At 65.0% G+C, this 20533-nt stretch carries 21 protein-coding genes; 2 read left to right on the forward strand and 19 right to left on the reverse strand.

Annotation, left to right across the window (positions count from 1 at the left end; translation table 11 throughout):
• Positions 1 to 82 precede the first annotated feature (82 nt).
• From LJ754_RS16125 to LJ754_RS16165, 9 genes are all read right to left on the reverse strand, one after another.
• Positions 83 to 1006: a hypothetical protein gene (locus LJ754_RS16125; protein ID WP_227927344.1), complete on the reverse strand. Its 924-nt coding sequence runs from the start codon at positions 1004 to 1006 to the stop codon at positions 83 to 85.
• A 185-nt stretch (positions 1007 to 1191) separates the two neighbouring features.
• Positions 1192 to 2295: an NAD(P)/FAD-dependent oxidoreductase gene (locus LJ754_RS16130; protein WP_227927345.1), complete on the reverse strand. Its 1104-nt coding sequence runs from the start codon at positions 2293 to 2295 to the stop codon at positions 1192 to 1194.
• On the reverse strand, positions 2292 to 3098 hold the full coding sequence (locus tag LJ754_RS16135) for a hypothetical protein (RefSeq protein ID WP_227927346.1): 807 nt from the start codon (positions 3096 to 3098) through the stop codon (positions 2292 to 2294). Before LJ754_RS16135 ends, LJ754_RS16130 begins: the two co-directional genes overlap by 4 nt.
• Positions 3099 to 4001, reverse strand: a complete 903-nt coding sequence (locus LJ754_RS16140; protein ID WP_227927347.1) for an aminoglycoside phosphotransferase family protein — start codon at positions 3999 to 4001, stop codon at positions 3099 to 3101.
• Positions 4002 to 4131: 130 nt separating this feature from the next.
• Complete coding sequence (gene gatB, locus LJ754_RS16145; protein ID WP_227927348.1) at positions 4132 to 5649, reverse strand: Asp-tRNA(Asn)/Glu-tRNA(Gln) amidotransferase subunit GatB; 1518 nt, start codon at positions 5647 to 5649, stop codon at positions 4132 to 4134.
• Positions 5650 to 7152: an Asp-tRNA(Asn)/Glu-tRNA(Gln) amidotransferase subunit GatA gene (gene gatA / locus LJ754_RS16150; protein WP_227927349.1), complete on the reverse strand. Its 1503-nt coding sequence runs from the start codon at positions 7150 to 7152 to the stop codon at positions 5650 to 5652.
• 8 nt (positions 7153 to 7160) lie between these two features.
• A complete protein-coding gene (gene gatC / locus LJ754_RS16155) occupies positions 7161 to 7457 on the reverse strand; it encodes an Asp-tRNA(Asn)/Glu-tRNA(Gln) amidotransferase subunit GatC (RefSeq protein WP_227913903.1) in 297 nt (98 codons plus the stop codon).
• A gap of 288 nt (positions 7458 to 7745) precedes the next feature.
• Positions 7746 to 8240 carry a GNAT family N-acetyltransferase gene (locus LJ754_RS16160; RefSeq protein ID WP_227913902.1) on the reverse strand — a complete coding sequence of 165 codons (495 nt, stop codon included), beginning with the start codon at positions 8238 to 8240 and terminating at the stop codon, positions 7746 to 7748.
• 170 nt (positions 8241 to 8410) lie between these two features.
• Positions 8411 to 8857 (reverse strand): TraR/DksA family transcriptional regulator, encoded by a 447-nt coding sequence (locus LJ754_RS16165; RefSeq protein ID WP_227913901.1) that lies wholly within the window; start codon positions 8855 to 8857, stop codon positions 8411 to 8413.
• A 150-nt stretch (positions 8858 to 9007) separates the two neighbouring features.
• Here LJ754_RS16165 and LJ754_RS16170 point away from each other — a divergent pair, with 150 nt between their 5' ends.
• Complete coding sequence (locus tag LJ754_RS16170) at positions 9008 to 9799, forward strand: class I SAM-dependent methyltransferase (protein ID WP_227927350.1); 792 nt, start codon at positions 9008 to 9010, stop codon at positions 9797 to 9799.
• Between the two features lie 14 nt (positions 9800 to 9813).
• Positions 9814 to 10428 carry a GNAT family N-acetyltransferase gene (locus LJ754_RS16175; RefSeq protein ID WP_227913899.1) on the forward strand — a complete coding sequence of 205 codons (615 nt, stop codon included), beginning with the start codon at positions 9814 to 9816 and terminating at the stop codon, positions 10426 to 10428.
• A gap of 14 nt (positions 10429 to 10442) precedes the next feature.
• On the opposite strand, the gene LJ754_RS16180 is transcribed toward LJ754_RS16175, so the two are convergent.
• The 10 genes from LJ754_RS16180 to LJ754_RS16220 all read right to left on the reverse strand — a co-directional run bounded on the left by LJ754_RS16180 (position 10443) and on the right by LJ754_RS16220 (position 20410).
• The gene (locus LJ754_RS16180; protein WP_227927351.1) at positions 10443 to 11237 is read right to left on the reverse strand and encodes an inositol monophosphatase family protein; all 795 of its coding nucleotides are present in this window, start codon (positions 11235 to 11237) and stop codon (positions 10443 to 10445) included.
• Positions 11234 to 13510, reverse strand: coding sequence for an NAD-dependent DNA ligase LigA (gene ligA / locus LJ754_RS16185; protein ID WP_331461537.1), 2277 nt, complete (start codon positions 13508 to 13510; stop codon positions 11234 to 11236). The genes LJ754_RS16180 and ligA overlap by 4 nt, the downstream gene beginning before the upstream one ends.
• A gap of 111 nt (positions 13511 to 13621) precedes the next feature.
• A complete protein-coding gene (locus LJ754_RS16190; RefSeq protein WP_227927352.1) occupies positions 13622 to 14104 on the reverse strand; it encodes a hypothetical protein in 483 nt (160 codons plus the stop codon).
• A 661-nt stretch (positions 14105 to 14765) separates the two neighbouring features.
• Entirely contained in the window at positions 14766 to 15266 is a 501-nt protein-coding gene (locus tag LJ754_RS16195; protein WP_227927353.1) for a hypothetical protein, read from the reverse strand.
• Between the two features lie 106 nt (positions 15267 to 15372).
• Complete coding sequence (locus LJ754_RS16200; RefSeq protein WP_227927354.1) at positions 15373 to 15705, reverse strand: hypothetical protein; 333 nt, start codon at positions 15703 to 15705, stop codon at positions 15373 to 15375.
• A gap of 149 nt (positions 15706 to 15854) precedes the next feature.
• Positions 15855 to 15989, reverse strand: a complete 135-nt coding sequence (locus LJ754_RS16880; protein ID WP_269439747.1) for a hypothetical protein — start codon at positions 15987 to 15989, stop codon at positions 15855 to 15857.
• Between the two features lie 155 nt (positions 15990 to 16144).
• Positions 16145 to 17023, reverse strand: coding sequence for a hypothetical protein (locus tag LJ754_RS16205; RefSeq protein ID WP_227927355.1), 879 nt, complete (start codon positions 17021 to 17023; stop codon positions 16145 to 16147).
• Between the two features lie 49 nt (positions 17024 to 17072).
• Positions 17073 to 17327: a hypothetical protein gene (locus tag LJ754_RS16210; protein WP_227927356.1), complete on the reverse strand. Its 255-nt coding sequence runs from the start codon at positions 17325 to 17327 to the stop codon at positions 17073 to 17075.
• 260 nt (positions 17328 to 17587) lie between these two features.
• On the reverse strand, positions 17588 to 19777 hold the full coding sequence (locus LJ754_RS16215) for a hypothetical protein (RefSeq protein ID WP_227927357.1): 2190 nt from the start codon (positions 19775 to 19777) through the stop codon (positions 17588 to 17590).
• A gap of 243 nt (positions 19778 to 20020) precedes the next feature.
• On the reverse strand, positions 20021 to 20410 hold the full coding sequence (locus LJ754_RS16220; RefSeq protein WP_227927358.1) for a DUF6507 family protein: 390 nt from the start codon (positions 20408 to 20410) through the stop codon (positions 20021 to 20023).
• Positions 20411 to 20533: the final 123 nt, after the last annotated feature.

Below are 20533 nucleotides of genomic sequence, written 5' to 3' on the forward strand. Positions count from 1 at the left end.
TAAGCGACCCGTCTGGGTAGGTGCTGAAGAGAACCTGACAACTACCTGAGTATCCGAAGGGGTCCGGGACTGTGCTGCGCGCTTAGGCCGCCGAAACCAATTCGCGGAGCCGGGCCACTGTAGCGGAACGGTCCGGGGCTGCCGTGAGCCCGCAGGCCGGGGCGCCGGAAAGGCGCGGCAATACATCCTGCTGGGCAGTACGGATTCCCGGAACGTTCATCAGCGGCGCATTCCCTGCGGCGGTTCCTGCGGATCCCGCTGCCGCTCCTTTTACCGGAGAAGCTTTTACCGGGGAAGCTTTTACCGGGGAAGGCGCAGCGGACGCTTTGGCGTTTCCTGCAGCGGCACCGGATCCTGCACCTTTGCCGGCCGAACCGGACTTCTTGCCTCCGGTGGTCTTCTTCGGTGCAGTGTTTGCCGGGCTTCCGGCAGCGCGCGAAGCGGCGGGGCGGGACTTGCCTGCCTGGGCTTTCTGCGGCTGGGCGGGCTGCTTCGGGCCGGACTTCTTTTTGGTAGCGGACTTGTTGACCGCCGATTTGGTTGCGGTCTTGGCCGGCGCAACCATGGCAGCGGCGGCGACAGCGGACTTCTCTGCCACGGCGGCTGCGGTCAGGGCAGCGGTTCGTGCCGCGAGGGCTGCGGCCACGTCCAGGGCGTCCACATTCTGCGGCATGCGCACGGCGGGGCGGCCGGCAGGAGCTGCAGGCCGCAGCGCGGCCATGATTTCCTCGGTGGCAGACCGGGTGGTGTCAACGAAAACGGCTGCGGCGTTGTCTTCGGGAACGGTTTCAACGCGCTGGCGTGCCGCCCTGGTGACGAACCGGTAGATTGCCGAGACCACTACGAGCAGGGCACCGCCGGTGGTGTAGAGCAGGATCAGTGAGAAGGCCAGGGAGGTGGTGCCGCCGGAAAAGAACCCCAGCCCGATGACGGCCGCAATCAGCCACAGCGTACTAAGAATTGTCAGGATGGAACGGACCCGGATGTAGAGCGGACGCTGCTGCACACCAACGACTTTTGGCGGCAAGAATTCTGGCACTGAGACTGACCTTTCGGGCACTGATTTTGGAGATGTTCCGGAGTTTCGGCCGGAGAAGCTTGGTACTACAACTCTAGGCATCGATCGGCCGCCTAAAGACCATACGGGCGGCCCTTGGCTGATTCGTTACGTGCCAAGCAGTGAGATCTTCGTCACACTTTGTGCCGGGCGGGGCTGAGGGCCCGGGAGGCACTGTTTTCCCCGGCCGCACCGCTGATGATCCCGGCTGCCAATTCGGCAATAGCGGACGATGTTTGGAAGCCGTAACCGCCCTGGCCGGCCAGCCAGAACAACCCCGGAACCGCAGCATCCCAGCCGACTACGGGCACGCCGTCGGCCGCTTCCGTCCGCAGCCCGGTCCAGGCCCGGAACACGGCCGAGATACCCATGGTGGTGACGCTGTTCACCAAGTCGATCAGGGCCTGCACGTCCTCCGGACGGTGCCGGGCGTCCTCCGGAACGCTGGGCTCGCTTTCCGACGGCGAGATCAGCACCCGGGTGCCTTCGGGCCGGTAGTAGAAGCGGTCTGCGGCGTCGGCCACCATGGGCGCTCCCGGCTCCAGCGGCCGTTCGACGTCGACGACGGCGGCCGTCCTCCGGTAGGGAGTGAGCCCCTGGGGGCGGGCCCCGAAAAGACCGGCGACGCCGTCGGCCCATGCTCCGGCTGAGTTGACCACCACAGGCGCGGTGAACCGCGTCTCCTCGGCCGAAACCATCCAGGCCCCGTCGGCCGCCCGGCGTGCGGCATCGACCCGCCGGCCGGTGACCACCTGTCCGCCTGCTGCCAGCAGGCGGGCGCGGTGGTACTCCAGCAGGGCATCTGTATTGCAGGCCACCGAGGTGGTGTCCAGACCTGCGGCTGTGAAGGATCCGGGCTTCAATTCCGGTGCCAGGGCCAGTGCCTCGGCGGGCATCACGGGATGCATGTGCGAGCTGGCCCCGTCCCGCACGGCTTCTTCATCGCCCACCAGCAGGAAGCTCCGGGGCGTGAGGATGGGCTGCGGCAGTCCGGCTTCGGCCGCCCGGATCAGCGCAAGCGTACGCAGGGTCAGGTCCTGGACCACCTGCGGTCCGTAGCTGGGGATCAGCTGCCGCGCCGAGCGGGAGGACGTGTGGTAGCCCAGCGTGGGTTCAGCCTCTGCCAGCACCACGGCCGCACCGTGGCCGGCAGCAAGTTCTGCTGCCAACGAGAGGCCGGCGATCCCGCCGCCAATAACCAGGATGTCGGAGGTGAGGTGTTCTGCCGCTGCGGTCACGGGAGCCTTTCTGCTGCGTCGATCCGTTCCACGGTAATAAGGGTTGCGTCGTCCGCGCTCTCGCCGGTTTCACGCTGCCGGCGGCGCAGTTCCAGCAGCATCTCCTGCGCGGCGACGGCGGAGCGGCAGGCGTGCAGGAAGCCGCCCGCACCGTCCACTATGCCCAGGTCCACTGCCCGCCACGCGCCGTCGGAGGCCAGGACAACGCGCCGGGGTGCGGGCAGCTGCACTGTGCGGGCATGCCGGGCCGCTTCCGGCTCCCGGCGGGCCACCCACAGCCGTCCGGGAGTGTTGCGCAGTTCCCTGTCCCGGATCAACTGCTCCCGTTCGCCTGCGGCATCGTCAAAGTGCAGCACCCGCAGGTCTGCGGGCTCGTGGGTGACGTGGACCAGGGAGGCGTCCTCGAGTTCCACCACCGCATGGCAGTCCGCCAAGGCCACGATCTCCACGCCGTCCTCGGTCAGCTGCGCCAGACAGATGGCTGCGGACGGGAACCGGGCCCGCTCCTCCCCTGCCACCTCCTGCGCCAGGGCATCCATCCGGGCCAGTGCATCGGCCAGCACCTGCTGCCCCGATCCGGCGCCGTGCCCGGCCTCCGGAGCCGCGGCGGCTTCGGTCAGCAGCAGATCCAGCCGGCGCGCATACCAGGAGGGGTCCGAGGGTCCGGGCAGTCCGAGCTGCGGCAGCAGCGGCGTCGCACCGTCCACCACCCAGGCACTCGCTCCGGCATAACCGGAGATATCTTCCTGCACATGGCCGTCGCCCTCAATCGAAATGCGGACCGCGTTCCGCCAGGTCGCCATCTAGTCCGTCTCTTCGCGGTCGCCGGTGAGGATTTCCATCAGGGTTTCCGAGCCCACCAGGTTCAGGCCCGGGGCGTCGTCGGAATTGGCCAGCAGGATGGTCGCAATGCAGATCGCCCAGCCCCGGGCGCGGTCCCAGATGTAAGGATCGGCTGCGTACTGCCGGCCCAGGGCGTTGCGGAACGCGGACCGGCCATCGGCGTCGAACACCAGCCAGGCGGTGGCCAGGTCGGTGGCCGGATCCCCGGCGGTCATGTCCCCGAAATCGATGACCGCCTGCAGCGCCTCGTCTTTGGAGACGAGATTCGCGGCATGCAGGTCACCGTGCAACCACAGCGGCGGGCCTGGCCAGGCCTGGATCTGCTGTGCCTCGTCCCATAGCTCCCGGACCCGGGCCGCATGCGGGACCATACCGGAGTCCAGCCGCTGCAGCACCGACTCATACCGGCTGGAAAGCGGGCCGCCGCGGTACGGATTGCGCGGGTAGTCCGCCGGCGCCGGCCGGTGGAACGCGTTGAGGAAGCCGGCGAGCCCGGTGGCCAGGGCAACGTTGCGGTCCCGCGGCTGCAGGGAGACGTCCTGTCCGTCGAACCAGCGGGTGATGCTCCACGGCCACGGGTACAGCTCGCACGCCGTGCCGCAGAAGACGGGGGCCGACGTCGGCACCGGAACGTCCGCCGTCAGTTCCGGCAGCCAGCGCTGTTCGTTGGCGGTCAGTCCGACTGCGGACCGCCGGCGCGGGAGCCGGATGGCGTAGTCGGTGCCGAGCCGGTAGATGTGGTTGTCCCAGCCGCTGCCCTCCTGCCGGAGTTCCAGACCGGAGAGATCCGGACGCTGTTCCTGCACCAGCTGCCGGACCAGGGCGGGGTCGGCTGCAATATCGGCAGCGGGAAGGTTGGCCATGCCGCCAGAGTACCCGGCAGCTGTGTCGACGGTCACGTTGGTGACGCGGCCGCCGCATTCCTCCCGTTAACCCGACGGACCCCGGCAGGCGGAATGCCTGCCGGGGTCCGGAACGGACGGATACCGGGTGTTAGCCCTGTACGCCCAGGCGTTCCAGGATCAGTTCGCGCACACGGCCTGCGTCGGCCTGGCCGCGGGTGGCCTTCATGACTCCGCCCACGATGGCGCCGACGGCCTGGACCTTGCCGCCGCGGATCTTGTCCGCGACGTCGGGCTGGGCCGCGAGGGCGGCGTCGATGGCTTCGAGCAGGGGGCCGTCGTCGGAAACGACGGCGAGGCCGCGCTTTTCGATGACTTCCTCCGGGGTGCCTTCGCCGGCGAGGACGCCGTCGAGCACCTGGCGGGCCAGCTTGTCGTTGATCTTGCCGGCCTGGACCAGGCGGTCCAGTTCAACGATCAGTTCCGGCGTGACGCCTACGTCCACCGGATCCACTTCGGCTTCCTTGGCCCGGCGGGCCACTTCACCCATCCACCACTTGCGGGCCACCTGTGCGGAGGCTCCGGCGGCGATGGTTTCCTCGATGGCCTCCATGACGCCGGCATTGACGACGTCGCGGAACTCGGCGTCGGAGTAGCCCCACTCTTCCTTGAGCCGCTTGCGGCGCTCGGCCGGCGGCTCGGGCAGCTGCGCCCGCAGCTCTTCGATCCATTCCTTCGACGTGACCACGGGAACCAGATCGGGCTCCGGGAAGTAGCGGTAGTCATCGGCGTCGGACTTCGGCCGGCCCGAGGTGGTGGAGCGGGTGTCCTCGTGCCAGTGCCGGGTTTCCTGGACAATCGTGTTGCCGGAGTCCAGGACGGCGGCGTGGCGCTGGATTTCGAAGCGGACAGCGCGTTCGACGGCGCGCAGCGAGTTCACGTTCTTCGTTTCGGAGCGCGTGCCGAACTTTTCCTGGCCGTACGGGCGCAGCGAGACGTTGGCATCGCAGCGCACGTTGCCGCGTTCCATCTTGGCGTCGGAAACGCCCAGGTTCTTCACGATTTCCCGGATGGCGGCCACGTAGGCCTTCGCCAGCTCGGGGGCCCGGGAACCGGCGCCTTCAATCGGCTTGGTGACAATCTCCACCAGCGGCACACCGGCGCGGTTGTAGTCCACCAGCGAGAAGTCCGCGCCCTGGATGCGGCCTGCAGCGCCGCCCATGTGGGTCAGCTTGCCGGCGTCCTCTTCCATGTGGGCACGCTCAATCTCGACCCGGAAGACGGTGCCGTCCTCCAGCTCAATGTCCAGGTAGCCGTCGTACGCAATGGGATCTTCGTACTGCGAGGTCTGGAAGTTCTTGGGCGTGTCCGGGTAGAAGTACTGCTTCCGGGCGAAGGTGCAGGATTCGGCGATCTTGCAGTTCAGCGCCAGGCCGATCAGGATCGAGTACTCCACGGCCTTTTTGTTCACGACCGGCAGCACGCCGGGCATGCCCAGGTCCACCGGGGTGACGGCGGTGTTGGGCTCGTCGCCGAAGATGTTCGGGGCATCGGAGAACATTTTGGTTTTGGTGTTCAGCTCCACGTGGACCTCGAACCCCAGCACCGGATCGTACTTCTGAATGGCCTCTTCGAAGGACAGGGTTTCATCCTGGATGTGGACGGACATTTACTTCACTCCTCCGAGTACGGGTGCCTGGGCCAGCAGCGGACCGCCCCACTTCTGCTCCAGCATGCCCTCAAGGGCGGCGCCGGCGCGGTAGAGGCGGATGTCTTCACGGGCGGGGGCCAGGAACTGGATACCGACGGGCAGTCCGTCGGACAGGCCGCCGGGAATCGAGATGCCCGGGACGCCGGCCATGTTGGCCGGGATGGTGGCGACGTCGTTCAGGTACATGGCCAGCGGATCGTCCAGCTTTTCGCCGAGCCGGAAGGCCGTGTTGGGCGAGGTGGGGGAAATCAGCACGTCGGCCTGCGCGAACGCGGCGTCGAAGTCGCGCTGGATCAGGGTGCGCACCTTCTGGGCCGAACCGTAGTAGGCGTCGTAGTAGCCTGCGGACAGGGCGTAGGTGCCCAGGATGATGCGGCGCTTGACTTCGTCGCCGAAGCCGGCGGCGCGGGTGGCACCCATAACGCGTTCAATGGTCAGCGGCGGCTCGGCGGGCAGCTCGCGCATGCCGTACCGGACGCCGTCGTACTTGGCCAGGTTCGAGGAAGCCTCGGACGGCATGATCAGGTAGTAGGCGCCCAGGGCGTACTTGAAGTTGGGGCAGGAAACCTCGACGATTTCCGCTCCCGCGTCCCGAAGCATGTCCAGCGATTCGTTGAAGCGGGCCTGGATGCCTGCCTCGTAGCCTTCACCCTGTAGTTCCTTGATGACGCCGATGCGCATTCCGGCGACGTTGCCGTTGCGGGCAGCGTCGGCCAGGGAACCCACGGGGTCCGTCAGGGATGTGGAGTCGCGGGGGTCGTGGCCGCCGATGACTTCCTGCAGCAGGGCGGCGTCCAGCACGGTGCGGGATACCGGGCCGATCTGGTCCAGCGAGGAGGCCATGGCGATCGCCCCGTAGCGGGAGACGCCGCCGTAGGTGGGCTTGACGCCCACGGAGCCGGTGACGGCGGCCGGCTGGCGGATGGATCCGCCGGTGTCGGTGCCCAGCGCCAGCGGTGCTTCGAAGGCGGCGACAGCGGCCGCGGATCCGCCGCCGGATCCGCCGGGGATCCGGTCCAGGTCCCACGGGTTGCGGGTGGGGCCGTAGGCGGAGTGCTCCGTGGAGGAGCCCATGGCGAACTCGTCCAGGTTGGTCTTGCCGAGCATCGGCATCCGTGCGGCACGGATCTTGGAGATGACCGTGGCGTCGTACGGGCTCATCCAGCCCTCGAGCATCTTGGAACCGGCCGTGGTGGGCTGGCCCTTGGTGACAATCAGGTCCTTGATGGCAATGGGAACGCCGGCCAGTTCGTGCAGCTGCTCGCCGGCGGCGCGGGCCTTGTCGACGTCGGCGGCTACCTGCAGTGCCTCGTCCGTGTTGACGTGCAGGAAGGCGTTGACGGCGCCGTCCACCTCGCTGATGCGGTCCAGGTGCGCCTGGGTGACCTCGACGGCGGTGACCTCGCGGGCGGCCAGCTTGGCGGCCAGTTGCGCGGCGGAAGATGTAATCAGTTCACTCATGGAAGTTTTTACTCCTCATCCAGGATGGCAGGGACCTTGAAGCGGCCGGCGGCATTGTCGGGAGCGCCGGACAGGGCTTCGTCATTGGTCAGCGTCTGCCCCACAACGTCCTCGCGGAAGACGTTGGTCAGCGGGATGGGGTGGGAGGTTGCCGGGATGTCTTCGCCGGCAACTTCGCTTACGGATTTGATCGAATCCACGATGACATCGAGTTCGCCGGCCATCTTGTCCAGCTCGTCGTTGGTCATCTCAATGTGGGCCAGCCGCGCCAGATGCGCCACAGCCTCACGATTGATCTCAGACATGAGTCTCCCATGCGTCTTCTAAAGGAACGTTTCGGTATGAAACCGGTATCCGTTCCAGTCTACGGCGTTCGGCGGCCGCCCATGGAGGCCGCCGCCACACACTCCCGTACAGCAGATGCTGGGTCGGGCTCATCTCCCGTACAGCAGATGCTGCCTGGCGGAGCCGTAGCCCGCATCAGCTGTACACAAGGCACCGCATCCGGCGCGGCCCGTCGCCGGGCAGGGATACGCGAAAGCCGCCCCGCCGCCGTCGGGCGCTGGAGCGGCTGGCCTCGCGGGCAAGGACGGTTAGACAGCCTTGCGGAAGACCCAGAGAATGTAGTCTTCGCCGGGAACGGTCCAGTCCCGCTCCGGCACCCGGACAAAGCCCAGGGACAGGTAGAGGGCGTGGGCGTTCAGCATGGTGGTCATGCTGGTCAGGCTCACTGCCTCGATGCCGTCCTTGTTCCGGGCGTAGTCGATGATGGCGTTAACCAGGGCGCGGCCCACTCCTCCGCGCTGCACGGCGGGGTCGACGGCGAGCATCCGGAATTCCAGCTCGCCCTCAATGGCGATGTCGGTGTAGGGCTGGCCGGCGTAGGTGATGGCCGCGGAGGCTGCCACCTTTCCGTCCCGTTCCGCCACCCACAGTTCGGTGTGCTTGGCGCGGTCCTCGACGTTTTCGAGTTCCTTGACGTAGGGGTTGTCGGCCTCGATGTGATTGCCGTGCAGGTAAGCCTCACGGGTGATCCGGCGGATATCTTCAAAATCAGCCTCGGTGGCAAGCCGGATGGTGATGCTCATGCGCGTTACGAATCCTTACGTCTCTAGTTGAAGTGCACGTAGATTCTACCCTCACCCCGCTCCGTTTCCGGACCGGGGTGAGGGTACGCACATCACTGGAAAACGCCTGTATCCGTTAGCGCGGGTTTACCGGTAGTTCGCCCGTTGATTACCGGTTGCTCACCGGTTGCTCACCGGCGGCGGGCGGCGGCGCAACTGACGCAGAAACGCGTTTCCGGACGGATCTCCAGCCGGGCCGCCGGTATGGGATTTCCGCAGCGTTCGCAGATGCCGTAGGCGCCGGCATCCAGGCGAACCCGTGCATCAAGCAGTTCAATCAGCGATGTTTCCGCTGCCGCCAGCAGCGCCACTTCGTTGGCGCGCTCCACCGAAACGGTGGTGCCTTCGGGGTCATGTTCGTCGTCGGCAGGGATGTCCTTTGCCGCCAACGTCACTTCCCGGATGACCGCGTTCAAGGTGTCGATCTGTTCACGCGTCCGGTCGATGCGTTCATCGATCAGGGTCGCGAAATAGGCGGTGTCCAGCTCCGGCGGTGTTTGCACCCGAGGCAGTGCCGGGGCGGACACGGGCTCCGTCCGCACGGTTTTCCGCGGAGCGGTGGTTGTTTTGCGGGGCACGGGGTACCTCCTGTGAGTCGATGCTGCACGGGATGCGTCGCATAGATTATCCGCGCTGCGGCTGGGAAACCCGGCCTGGGGAGAGTGGTCTTTCCTCAGGGCTTAATCCCGGTAGGCTTCCGGCTATCCGGAGGAGGAACAAGGGGATCCATGGTTGACGCACACTACAACGAGCCGCGCCTCGTTGCGCTTTACGACGAGGACAATGCCGGCCGGTGGGACACCGACTTTTATGCGGGGCTGCTGGGCACGGAACCGCTGCGGATCGCCGATGTTGGCTGCGGAACCGGCAGCTTCGCCGTCGAGCTGACGCAGGCGGGGCACGCGGTGACGGGTATTGATCCGGCTGCCGGCATGCTGGCGGCCGCACGGTCCCGACCGGGTTCCGAACTGGTGACCTGGCTCGCCGGGACGGCTGAGGACCTGCCGGCAGGCCCCTTTGACGCCGCAGTAATGACCGGCCACGCCTTCCAGTGCCTGCTGACCGAGTCGGAGATGCTTGCAACGCTCGTTGCGGTCCGGTCGCGTCTCGTCCCCGGCGGCACCTTCTATTTCGAGTCCAGGAACCCGGCAGCCAAGGCCTGGCTGGAGTGGGACTCCGGCCGCTCCGGGCCGGAGCTCCAGGAGTCTTCCGCCGGGACCCTTGAGGTGGAGTGGGAGCTGATCTCGGTGCAGGAAGAGAACGACGGCGCGGTGGTCATCTTCGAGGACCGCACCACGTTCCTGTCCGACGGCGAACCGTTCGCCAGCCGAAGTACCCTCAAATTCCCGCCCGCGGATCTCCTGGAACGGCTGCTGCAGGAAGCCGGCTTCAGCTCCACGGACTGGTACGGGGACTGGGACGGCGGCCCCTTTGTGGAAGCGACGAGCCGGGAGATCATCATCGCCGCCCGGTGCCATGCGGCTGCCGAAGCCACTAGGCGCGTCCGGGGAACCGGATAGGCCATCATGGTGCCATGACCGCGACTCCCTCCGGCCCCCGCTGGCCCGTCATCACACCCCGCCTCACCATCCGTCCCGCCGAAGCCGAAGACCTGCCGCGCATGTTTGACTACCGGCGGAAACCCGAGGTCGCCCAATGGATGACAGCCCAGCCCACGGACGTGGACGCCTTCGTGGAGCGACTCCGGCAGCCGGAACATTTGGCGGCCACCTTTGCCGTGGAACAGGCCGGAACCCTGATCGGTGACCTTTATCTTGCCCGCCAGGACGCGTGGGCGCAGCAGGAGGTAGAGGAGTTGGCGCGCGGTACACAGGCGGAGATCGGCTACGTCATTGCGCCGGAGTTCGCGGGGCGGGGGTATGGGAGCGAAGCCGTGGCCGCACTACTGCGCGTCTGCTTTGAGGACCTGGGCCTGCGCCGGGTGGTGGCGGAGTGTTTCGCCGACAACACCGCGTCCTGGCGGGTCATGGAAAAAGCGGGAATGCGGCGTGAGGGGAGGTCCCGCCAGGGGTCCCTCCACCGTTCGGGGCGCTGGCTGGATGACCTCCGCTACGCACTGCTGGCCGATGAATGGCGCGCATCCCGGTCCGGCGGAAGTGCCGTGGCGGAACCGCCCCGCCACACTTAGCCGCCCCGCCACACTTAGCCCAGCAGCGCAGCTCCGGCCGTCGTGAAGGCAGCCTCGCGTTCGGCATCGTTGCTCGGCTTCACGGGCCGCTGCACCGGCACACCGGCCTCCTCCGCGACCAGCGCCCCGGCGGCATAGTCGTACTCATTCAATCCGCGCTCGGTGTAGGCATCCAGCGTCCCGTCGGCAACCATGCACAGGTCCAGCGCCGCGGAACCGAGACGGCGCACGTCCGCGAACTGCCCGGCGAGGCCCGGCAACGCGGCATACTGCTCGTCGCGCACAGAGGCGTTGTAGGAAAACCCGGTACCCAGCAGCTTCCCAACCCGCTCCGGATCCGGTCCGGTGAGTTTCCGGACGGTGCCGTGCTCAGCGAGCCATGCACCGTGCCCACGGGCGGCATAATAGACGCGCACCAGCGCAGGGGCGTGGACGACGCCGGCCAGCCACTCGCCGTCGTCGTTCACCGCTGCCACGGAGGTGGCGTAGTAGACGATGTTCCGGATGAAGTTGGTGGTGCCGTCCAGCGGATCGATGGACCACCGGATGCCGGAGGAATGGACCGGGACCGCTGCTTCCAGCTCCTCCCCCGTCACCACATCCTGCGGGCGCAGCCGGGCCAAAACCTCGCGGACGGCCACCTCGGCGGCGGTATCGAAGTCCGTGACCCAGTCGCCGTCGGCGCTTTTGTTCACCGGGTTCAGCCCCGCAGCCGAACGCCGGGCCAGCACCGCAGCTCCGGCAGCGGCGGCCTCGCGGGCCACCTCCAGCAGTTCCAGCGGATCAGCGTCGTCCGGCCGCGGGCTCATTCGGACCCTTCCTCCAGTGCTTCGGCAGCGTTCCCGTCACCGGGCTCTTCGTCGTCCAGCGGTACGGACCCTTCGGCCAGCAGCGTCCGGAAACCGTCTTCGTCAATGACCCGGACGCCCAGGGCTTCGGCTTTCTCCAGCTTGGTGCCCGCGTTTTCCCCGGCGACCACGTAGTCGGTTTTCTTCGAGACCGAGCCGGAGGCCTTGCCGCCGCGGGTAAGGATGGCTTCCTTGGCCTCGTCGCGGCTGAAGTTCGGCAGGGTGCCGGTGACGACGACGGTCAGGCCCTCCAGCGTGCGGGGCATCGATTCGTCGCGCTCGTCGGCCATCCGCACCCCGGCTGCGGCCCAGGCGTCCACGATCTCGCGGTGCCAGTCCTCGGCGAACCACTCCGTTAGCGCGGCGGCGATGGTGGGGCCGACGCCGTCGACGTGTGCCAGCTGCTCTTCGGTGGCAGCGCGGATCGCCTCCATGGACCCGAAGGCCCCGGCGAGCGCACGCGCCGCCGTCGGGCCCACATGCCGGATGGACAGCGCCACCAACACCCGCCACAGGGGCTGGGATTTGGCCTTCTCCAGTTCGTCGAAGAGCTTGCGGGTAGTGGCCGAAGGAACGGACGGTTTCTTGGCGGTGCCCTTGGTGTAGAAGTACGGGACGAGTTCGGTCCCGTCCACCACGCCCTTGACCCGCTTTGGCCGTTCGATCCGCACGTCGGCCAGGTCCTCGACCTTCAAATCGAAGAGGCCCGCCTCGCTGGTCAGCGGCGGGTTTTCCGGCTCGGCGGGCGAGGTGAGCGCGATGGCCGCTTCCCAGCCGAGCGCCTCAATGTCGAAGGCACCGCGGCCGGCCAGGTGGAAGACCCGCTCGCGCAGCTGCGAGGGGCAGGACTTGGCGTTGGGGCAGCGGATGTCCACGTCCCCTTCCTTGGCCGGTTTCAGCTCGGTGCCGCAGGAGGGGCAGTGCGTGGGCATCACGAAGTCGCGAACCGGCGGATCCTGCGCGTCGCGGAGGGCGACGACGGGGCCAACGATTTCGGGGATCACGTCGCCGGCCTTGCGCAGCACCACAATGTCGCCGATCTTCACGCCCTTGGCCTTCACCACATCCTGGTTGTGCAGGGTGGCCATCTCCACGGTGGAGCCGGAGACGAGCACCGGCGTCATGATCCCGTACGGGGTGACGCGTCCGGTGCGGCCCACGTTGACGCGGATGTCCAGCAGCTTGGTGTTCACTTCCTCCGGCGGGTACTTGTAGGCCACGGACCAGCGCGGCACCCGGGAGGTGTTGCCCAGCGCGCGCTGCAGTCCGAAGTCGTCCACCTTGACCACAATGCCGTCAATTTCGTGTGAGAGGTCATGCCGGTGCTCGCCGTTGTCGGCAATGTACTTGAGCACTTCCTCGTAGGTGTCCAGCACCTTGTAATAGGGCGACGTCGGCAGGCCCCACTGCTTCAGCAGTTCGTAGGTTTCGGACTGGCTGGCCACGTTGAGGCCTTCGCGGGCACCGATACCGTGCACGTACATGCTCAGCGGGCGACGCGCGGTGACTTCGGGATCCTTCTGCCTCAGCGAGCCCGCGGCGGCGTTGCGCGGGTTGGCGAACGGTGCCTTGCCCGCTTCCACCATGGTTTCGTTCAGGGCCGCGAATTCCTTTGAGGGGATGAAGACCTCGCCGCGGATTTCCATTTCCGCCGGCAGGTTTTCGCCCTTCAGCGTGCGCGGGATGGACGCGATGGTGAGCACGTTGTGGGTGATGTCCTCACCCGTGGTGCCGTCGCCGCGAGTGGCGGCGCGGACCAGTTCGCCGTTGCGGTAGAGCAGGTTGACGGCCAGGCCGTCGATCTTCAGCTCGGTGAGCCACTTGATCTTGGCGTCCGGGGCAATGTTGGCGACCGACGCTTCCGCCTTGCGGACCCAGGCGTCCAGCTCGTCGAGGGAGAAGACATCTTCGAGGCTGTACATCCGCTGCAGGTGTTCCACCGGGGCGAAGGCCGCGGATACCTCGCCGCCCACTTCCTGGGTGGGTGAATCGTTGGTGACCAGCTCCGGGTGCAGCGCCTCGATTTCCTCCAGGCGGCGGTAGAGCGTGTCGAACTCAGCGTCTGAAACCAGGGGCGCGTCTTCGTTGTAATACGCGAACCGGTAGCGGCGCACCTGCTCTGCGAGCGCCTGGTATTCCTCGCGCAGGTCCCCGGCGGGCGGGGTATCGGTGCTGACCGACTCTACAGCGGCTTGGGTGTCCGTGGTTTCCGGGGATGTCTTGGCTGTGCTCACCTAACCAATCTTGCCGTATACCGTCCGGTTGCGGGAGTTGCGTTGCACGCCGTCGTTGGCTGGCGACGTCTGTGTCGCCGCGCGTCCGGGCTTGCCAACTACGGGACATTCTCAGGTTGGAGGGTTCTTCCGCCACGAGACTTCAGACCTAATGCCGTGGACCTTCTCAGCCGGGAGCCATCCAAACACACTGGATCTCTCAACCGGCTCATCATAGAAAGTGGTAAACCCGTAAGCGCTCACCAGCCGGCGCCGCTCCTCCGGCGGCAGCGACTCACCGGAGATGGCAGCAAAATTCCCGTCAGGGTCCTCAGCGAGAAGCTCAATCTCCCGCCCGAGACCCAAGTCCCCCATCGCCCGAACGGAATGAATATCCGTGACCTCGTCAGCGGGAACCTCAAGCGAGTGTCGAACACCGGGTGTTGGGAAACTTCCCCTGTCGTAGATCGTCAGCCACGCCGCGTCAGGGGCATCGCCGCCGTATTTTATAAGCAGCAGCAGTCCGTCAGACGGCGACGTTCCGGCTAGTTCAACTTCCTGCCCTTGCCACGTACCGTACGACCCGGACAGCTTCTTTCCGCTGGAGCTCCACATAGGACCGAGGCTACTTTATTGCTCGATGGACCGGCCCACGGGTCCCACCGTGTCGGCCGTCATCCGCCGTTTCCACGGTCCAGGAGCTTTACCCGCCGCGTCCGTCCTTTGCCGAGCGGGATATTCCGCTCCGTCCAAGGAACCAGTATCTGGGTTGGCCGGATTCATCAAATTGCGGCGAGGGAGACCATTCCGGACCTGTCGGAGCCCACTTGTAGGGTGAGCTCCAGCTGCACCAGTTGCAGGGGCACCAACGCGGAGGTGAAACATGGGTAAATCGTCAAAGCCGTCAAAAGAATGCGCTTGCTAAGGCCGGATGCCAACATTCGGACCCACTCAGCGACCGGATCTTACCATTGTGTGGGACAGTAATTGCCGACCGAGTGACCGGGGAGATTTAAGGAGTCATGAGCACATTTACTCATGTCTCTTGATTTTTCGTTTTCTCGCTTTGGCCATGGTTATCGGAGTTCTTAGGTCCTGGAACGGTTTGCAGGACCGGGAAGGGTATTTTGCCCGGCTCCGTTCATCGACGAACAGAAGAAAACCAGCCCTATGCACCATCTAAAGCGACGACTAAAAAACCTCCGGGAACCCACGAATGCCATCATTGGCCACATACGGCTGATTCTTGAATGGTGTAACCTATCGAATTGCTCTCCTACGAACATGGGATTCGTCGTAAGTCATCGTCTTTGGGCCACACCACTTCAGATTTAAAATCGTGGACCAACTCGGAGGGAAGCCATCCCAGGACACTTGTGCGCTCCACCGGATCACCCGGGCGTACATCGAATCCGTGCTCCGACAGCAACCTCTCTTTATCAGTGAGCAAGCTTGCCGCACTCGCCTCAACAGCAAGATTTCCCTTACCGTCTTCAGCGAGAACAAACACTCGGCACCGGGAACCGAAAATTCCCTGAGCCGACACGGCGCAAATATCCGAAACCTCATCCTCCGGGACTTCGAGCGAATGTCGGGTTCCCGAGATGGGGAACCGGTTTCCCAAGTCGATGGTCATCCACTCCGGCCCGGGCGCTTGTCCGCCGTACTTGACTATCAACAACATCCCGTCGACAGGTGCAGTCGAACGTAATTCGACTTCCTGGCCGTTCCAAGTACCGTAACGTCCGGTCAGTTCTGTCCCATCGGAAAGCCACATGTTTAGAGACTAATCCAACGGTTACCCGCAAGAGAGTAAATGGCCCCCAGCACCTCATTGCCGTTCCGGTCCATTCGCGACATCTCCGCACCGTCCTGGAAGGTCCTCATGAGTCATTGTCTTTCCGCCACGAAACCGAGGATCTGATATTGCTAACAAGGGCTGCCGGAAGCCACCCAAACGCCGATGACCGGGTAACCGGCTCATCAAAATAGGTGTGGAAGCCGCATTCCTTCATGAGCCACTCTTTTAATCCAAGGTCGTTGGCAGAAGCTGCGAGTCTTCCGTCCCTGGCCTCGGCAAGGATTGTCACAGTGCCCCGCGTGCCCAATTCGCCGGTAGTTGTTACGGCATGAATATTCGAAACCTCGTCGGCCGGGACCTCGAGCGCGTGCCTTATGCCCGAGATTGGGAACCGGTTCCCAAGGTCGATGGTCATCCACTCCGGCCCTGGCGCTCGTCCGCCGTACCTGACTATCAACAACATCCCGTCGACAGGAGCAGTCGAATCTAATTCAACTTCCTGTCGTTCCAGGTGCCATACTTGCCGGTAATTTTCAGGCCGCTAGAACTCCACATAATTACAAGTTAATTCATCGAGGACCTCCCCGGGGTTTCCACGTCGGTGTGTCCGGGCGCCGTCTGGCCAGGCGCCGAAGTGCCGTCGTCGGGCAGGGTCTTGGGGTTGTCGCCCTTGGGGTCGGCACCGGCAGGTGGACCCAAGGGACCTTGCCCTCCGTGGACGCGGTGTTTAGCGAGTCGCGTGAATAAAAGCGGACCCGGACCAGGCCGAAGCATCCCATATCAGCGTCTGTGTCGGCCTCCAACAGTGCCGAACACATCCATGAGGAAGACCGAATCGCTCCCTGTCCTAACCCCTAGCCCGCCGCCGGCTTGAGCCGGTTCTGGAACATCTCCACATCGGTCACCGCAGACTCCGGCTGGACGGTCCAGTACACCCCGGCGTCGGCCTTGTTCAGGCCCAGCGACTCCGCAACATCGGCGTTGTGCCCGGTGTAGAAGAGACGGAAAACCCGGCCCCCGCCGTCGTGCGCCACATCCGTGATCCGGAACGGCTGCCCCTGCCACCGGCACACCGCATTGACCTCGAACAAGTCATTCAATTCCGAGAGCGGCACCTCACGGCTCCAGCACCCGCGCATCGTCCGGCGGAATCCGGTAATCTCGGCAGGCGGTTCCGACGCCGCAGCCAGCACCGCCTTGTCACCCACCACATCGGCCGGGAACTGGAAACCGTCCCAGACAGCCACCCAGCCGATCACGGTCTGCGGAGAGGTGTGCCGGGGCGTGGGGATGTCCGAGCCTTCCAAGACGCCCCACCCCGAAGCGACATCTATATACATAGCCAGCAACTGCTCCTGCTGCCCCTCCCGGATCCGCCACAACTGGGCACGCGGCGGAATCCGGCACTCGTCCAGGAACCACACAGGGGCCACTCCCCCGCCCCAGCGGGCAAACCCGGTACCGGTGAACGGCGGCCGGTCCACGAACCCCGGCGCCATCGCCGAATGCACATAGACCGACGGCGGCGCCTCGAAACGCAGCACGTCCAGGTAGTCCGCCGCCGGGTCCCACGGAGAGCCGGGGAAACCCAGCCCGTGCGCTTCATACAGTTCCCGGGGCGACTTCACCTGCGCGACGTCGGCGGCATTCAGGACAAACCCGGCGATCGAGTCGCGGTTGGCCTCCACCATCGTGCGCACATGCGCCGGGCTGAGCGGTTTCTGAAAAATCACGAGACTCTGCTTCCTGCTGCCCTCGGGCAGCGATAAGTGCCGACGAAACCTACTTCTTCAAGTCCTTTTCAACCATCTGGACATCTTCCAGATCCTCCCAGCGGAAAGTCCCGTGATACTCGATCCGGTCAGCCTTGACAATCTCTGGGATACCTCCCCGGTCAATCCTGGCCTGCTGAGCCGGATGCGGCGCCACCCGGGCGTGAACGACACCGTCGGCATACTGGACGATGCCAAGCTCGTTGCCCTTCCACTTGGCCGTCACCGTGACTTTGACCAAGCGGTCAAGCTCGTCTTCGGGCACATCCAGGAACCAGTACCTGGGGTGGCCGGATTCATCCGTGTGCCGTGAGGGAGACCACTCTGCGCTCGGCGGCTGCAGATCATACGACGTGAGCGATGCAACCTCACGAGTGAGCTGGGCGGAGAACCATTCTCCCCGCCATACCCCGTAATACTGCGGGACACGCATCCCATTAGGCAGTCTCTCCGTCGGACGATGCTGTGCCACTCTTTGCACCCTTTCGCGCCTTTATTGCTATGGATTCCAACAGCATTCTTAAATTAGCCACCGGAACCCGCGACTCTTCGCCACATCCCTCTCGCTCCATTTGCGCCCGGCATGTCCTTATCGAAAATGGCAACCAGGACGCGTTCCCCGGTTTCATTGATTTCCCATATTACGTCGCCATGGTTATATGGCACCCCTGTTCCCTGTCGGACTGCGTACTCCGGAATGATCTTGGAGTGATCGACCGTGCTCCCGGTCCATCCATGGCCGGTATTGGGCCACGGATCCTGCTTTTCGTGAGGCTCGGGGTAAGGTCGTCCAGTGGGGTCGGCAGCCTCGAGGCCATGACGCCGCAACTCATCCTGGCCTCTGCCGTCCGGAATCTGAATGTCATCCAATCCCTTGCCTGCTCGGAACTGGACGGCGTACACCGGTTTGTCATTGTTGGGAAGATACTTTGTGTTCTTGTAGTCAAGCCGCAAAGCGTTGTAGACGTCTTCCGGTGTGCGCAGGTCCGCAGCGTCTGACGCCCTCGTTATGAAGCCGCCCGCAGAGTTCCCATAAAGGTCCGAACCGTCCAGCAGCGCTTCAAAAGACTTGCCGTCAATCACTTTCTGCATCACGGTATCCGCATCCAGTGAGGGAATCGAATGCCGCAATTCCATCAGTGCCTGCAACTCGTCTTCGGAAAGGGACTCCACTTCCTGCTCGACGACGTTGCGCAACCAGGCTTCGTCCTTGCCAATGGACTCCAATGCTGGACCAAGTTCCCGGATTATGTCGTTGCGGGGAGTCTCTATTGGGTAATCGACCGAAATCCTCGTTCCGTCCGGGAACTCTACCTCGGTCGGCTGGCCTGCGGCATCGGCGGTAACCGTGGGCAGGTCATCCGGCTTCCCCGGCCCCTTGGTCCCGCCGTCCAGTCCCCCATCACCGGCATGGGGACCGTTGTCTCCGGGTGCGGGTGCCTTCGGACCGGCGGCGTCGTCGGGCAGCTTGCTGCCGGCGTTCCCCGTGTCGGGGTCGGCTTTGGAAGGAACCGTCCCCTCTGGCACGTGCGGACCGCGGGCGGGCCCGCCCGGAGTGTCCACGCCGGGGGCTTTTGGTTGCGTTTCGGGTGCCCTTGTCACCGTATCGGGGGCGGCTGCCCGGGTGTCCGGCGCAGCGTGCTTTGCGTCGTGGCCGGAGCCTAGGCGCCCGAGATCGGTTTTCGGAGATTCCGAAATTGTTTGGACGGCAGTGGTCTTGATTTCACCGATTTTGACGCTGATTTCCTTTACGGCCCGCACACCTTTGGCAATACCGGTGGTCTCCGCAATGTGTGCCATTCGGCCCCCGGCGGCAGCCGCTTCGCCCGCCTTGGCCAGCTTCCCCGCGTCACCGGCTGCATCGGCCGCTTTACCGGCTACCGAGACTCCTTTTACGCCTGCGGCGGCACCGCCCGTTCCGATCGTCGTCACCACGTCGAAGGCGGTCGCCCCCAGCGCACTGGCAGGATCCGTCTTCCACTCGTCCAGGTGAATGGTGTCCTTGGCAATTTCCAGCAGGTTCCCGGCCGCGTCTTTCACCTTCTGTTCCTGCCCCGTCGCCATCATGAATGGCATGCCCGCACCGGTCACGATGAACAGGTCGTGCGCCAGTGTGCCCACTCCCTTCCAGCTCTGGACAAATGCGTCCTTACCGCCCAAACCGGCAAGAGCCGCCAGGCCGAGAACGGCGTCCAGCCCGGTTCCGAAAAAGGCTTTGGTGTAGGCCCAGTAGGCGTCTCCGGCGTCCCGGTACCAGGGTTTGTCAAACTCCTGGGGGTGAGCCCACGGCACTTGGCCCTCGGCTGCTGCCGCGTTCAATACATCGCGGGGAATGCCATGCTCAAACTGCCCTTCTGCGGGACCGTTCTCCGAGTACTCGACATATTCGTTGCCGTTGTACAAGTCGCTGATGGACTGGGCGAAGGCGCGCTCGTGGCCGCTGAGCTCAGCGCTGATGGTATTGAGCTCATTGGTGATCCAATCCTGCTCGGCGATGAGGTCCTTGTCCTTGGTCCATTCGTCATCAGCGGCAGCCTTCTGGTTGAGGGCTGCCGCCCGGGCTTTCACATCAGCAAGGCGGGCCTTTAGATCAACCACCGCGTCGGCGAACACGTTCGCTGCCGCATCAAGCGTCCCGAAATCATCCGCAAAGTCCCGCGAAGCACGCTGAATCGGCCGGTAGGCAGAGAAAACCACCTCCGCGCCGTCAATCACGTACACGTCCTGGGCTTGGAGCTTGCCCCATGACTGGGCTGCGTTTTCCGTAATGGACTGGATGGCGGCGGCGCTTGTGAGCAGGGACTTAGCTGCCGCCCGGATCCCTTCCGGCTCAGGCATGATCGCCTCCAGCGCGGACACGTCAAACACGGGCATGGCGTTTCACTTTCGGTTCAGGGCAACGAATCGTTGACTCGGTGGTGGCAGGCACTGCCGCCGGCAGCGCGGCGGGAGGGGAGGCTATGCCTGAGCGATGGAAGCACCGCGGGTGGGCCTGTGCAGGGGAACAGGCGCGTAGGAACCGCCGGAGGTGCTCTGGGCCAGCTGGACTGCGGCGGTCTGGGCGTCGGTAGCCATCTGGCCGTCCGCCGCCCCTACGATCTTCAGGACATTGTTTACGGCTTCGGTTGCGGCGAGGGTCCGCCCGGAAATGGTGTTCATTCCCGGTGTAATGACCCTTTCGTTGAACCCGTTCAACGCGTCCGCCACTGCCCCGCTGTTTTTGGCGGCGGCCAGGAGGTCGTTGAGCCCGCCCTGAAAGGAAACCGCGTGCCCCTCATACTGGGCGACGTGGTTCACCACTTCCTGCAGGACGGCGCTCACCTCCACGGGCTGGATGGAGTACGTCACCGCGGTCCTAGCCGATGTTGGCGACGGCGGACTTCGCCCGCGCACCCGCGCCGGCAGCCGTCTCATCATTCTGCGACAGCGTCTGCTTCACCAGGGCAATAATGTTCCGCGTCTCATTAGCCG

Origin of the sequence: Arthrobacter sp. zg-Y40 (genome assembly GCF_020731535.1) — a bacterium.
In the GTDB taxonomy this organism is placed as follows: Bacteria; Actinomycetota; Actinomycetes; order Actinomycetales; family Micrococcaceae; genus Arthrobacter_B.

Coding starts and splice junctions, on each gene's coding strand:
- LJ754_RS16135 (WP_227927346.1), bottom strand. CDS start 3,098: ATGGCGACCTGGCGGAACGCGGTCCGCATTTCGATTGAGGGCGACGGC.
- LJ754_RS16140 (WP_227927347.1), bottom strand. CDS start 4,001: ATGGCCAACCTTCCCGCTGCCGATATTGCAGCCGACCCCGCCCTGGTC.
- gatB (WP_227927348.1), bottom strand. CDS start 5,649: ATGTCCGTCCACATCCAGGATGAAACCCTGTCCTTCGAAGAGGCCATT.
- gatA (WP_227927349.1), bottom strand. CDS start 7,152: ATGAGTGAACTGATTACATCTTCCGCCGCGCAACTGGCCGCCAAGCTG.
- gatC (WP_227913903.1), bottom strand. CDS start 7,457: ATGTCTGAGATCAATCGTGAGGCTGTGGCGCATCTGGCGCGGCTGGCC.
- LJ754_RS16160 (WP_227913902.1), bottom strand. CDS start 8,240: ATGAGCATCACCATCCGGCTTGCCACCGAGGCTGATTTTGAAGATATC.
- LJ754_RS16170 (WP_227927350.1), top strand. CDS start 9,008: ATGGTTGACGCACACTACAACGAGCCGCGCCTCGTTGCGCTTTACGAC.
- LJ754_RS16175 (WP_227913899.1), top strand. CDS start 9,814: ATGACCGCGACTCCCTCCGGCCCCCGCTGGCCCGTCATCACACCCCGC.
- LJ754_RS16180 (WP_227927351.1), bottom strand. CDS start 11,237: ATGAGCCCGCGGCCGGACGACGCTGATCCGCTGGAACTGCTGGAGGTG.
- LJ754_RS16190 (WP_227927352.1), bottom strand. CDS start 14,104: ATGTGGAGCTCCAGCGGAAAGAAGCTGTCCGGGTCGTACGGTACGTGG.
- LJ754_RS16195 (WP_227927353.1), bottom strand. CDS start 15,266: ATGTGGCTTTCCGATGGGACAGAACTGACCGGACGTTACGGTACTTGG.
- LJ754_RS16200 (WP_227927354.1), bottom strand. CDS start 15,705: ATGACCATCGACCTTGGGAACCGGTTCCCAATCTCGGGCATAAGGCAC.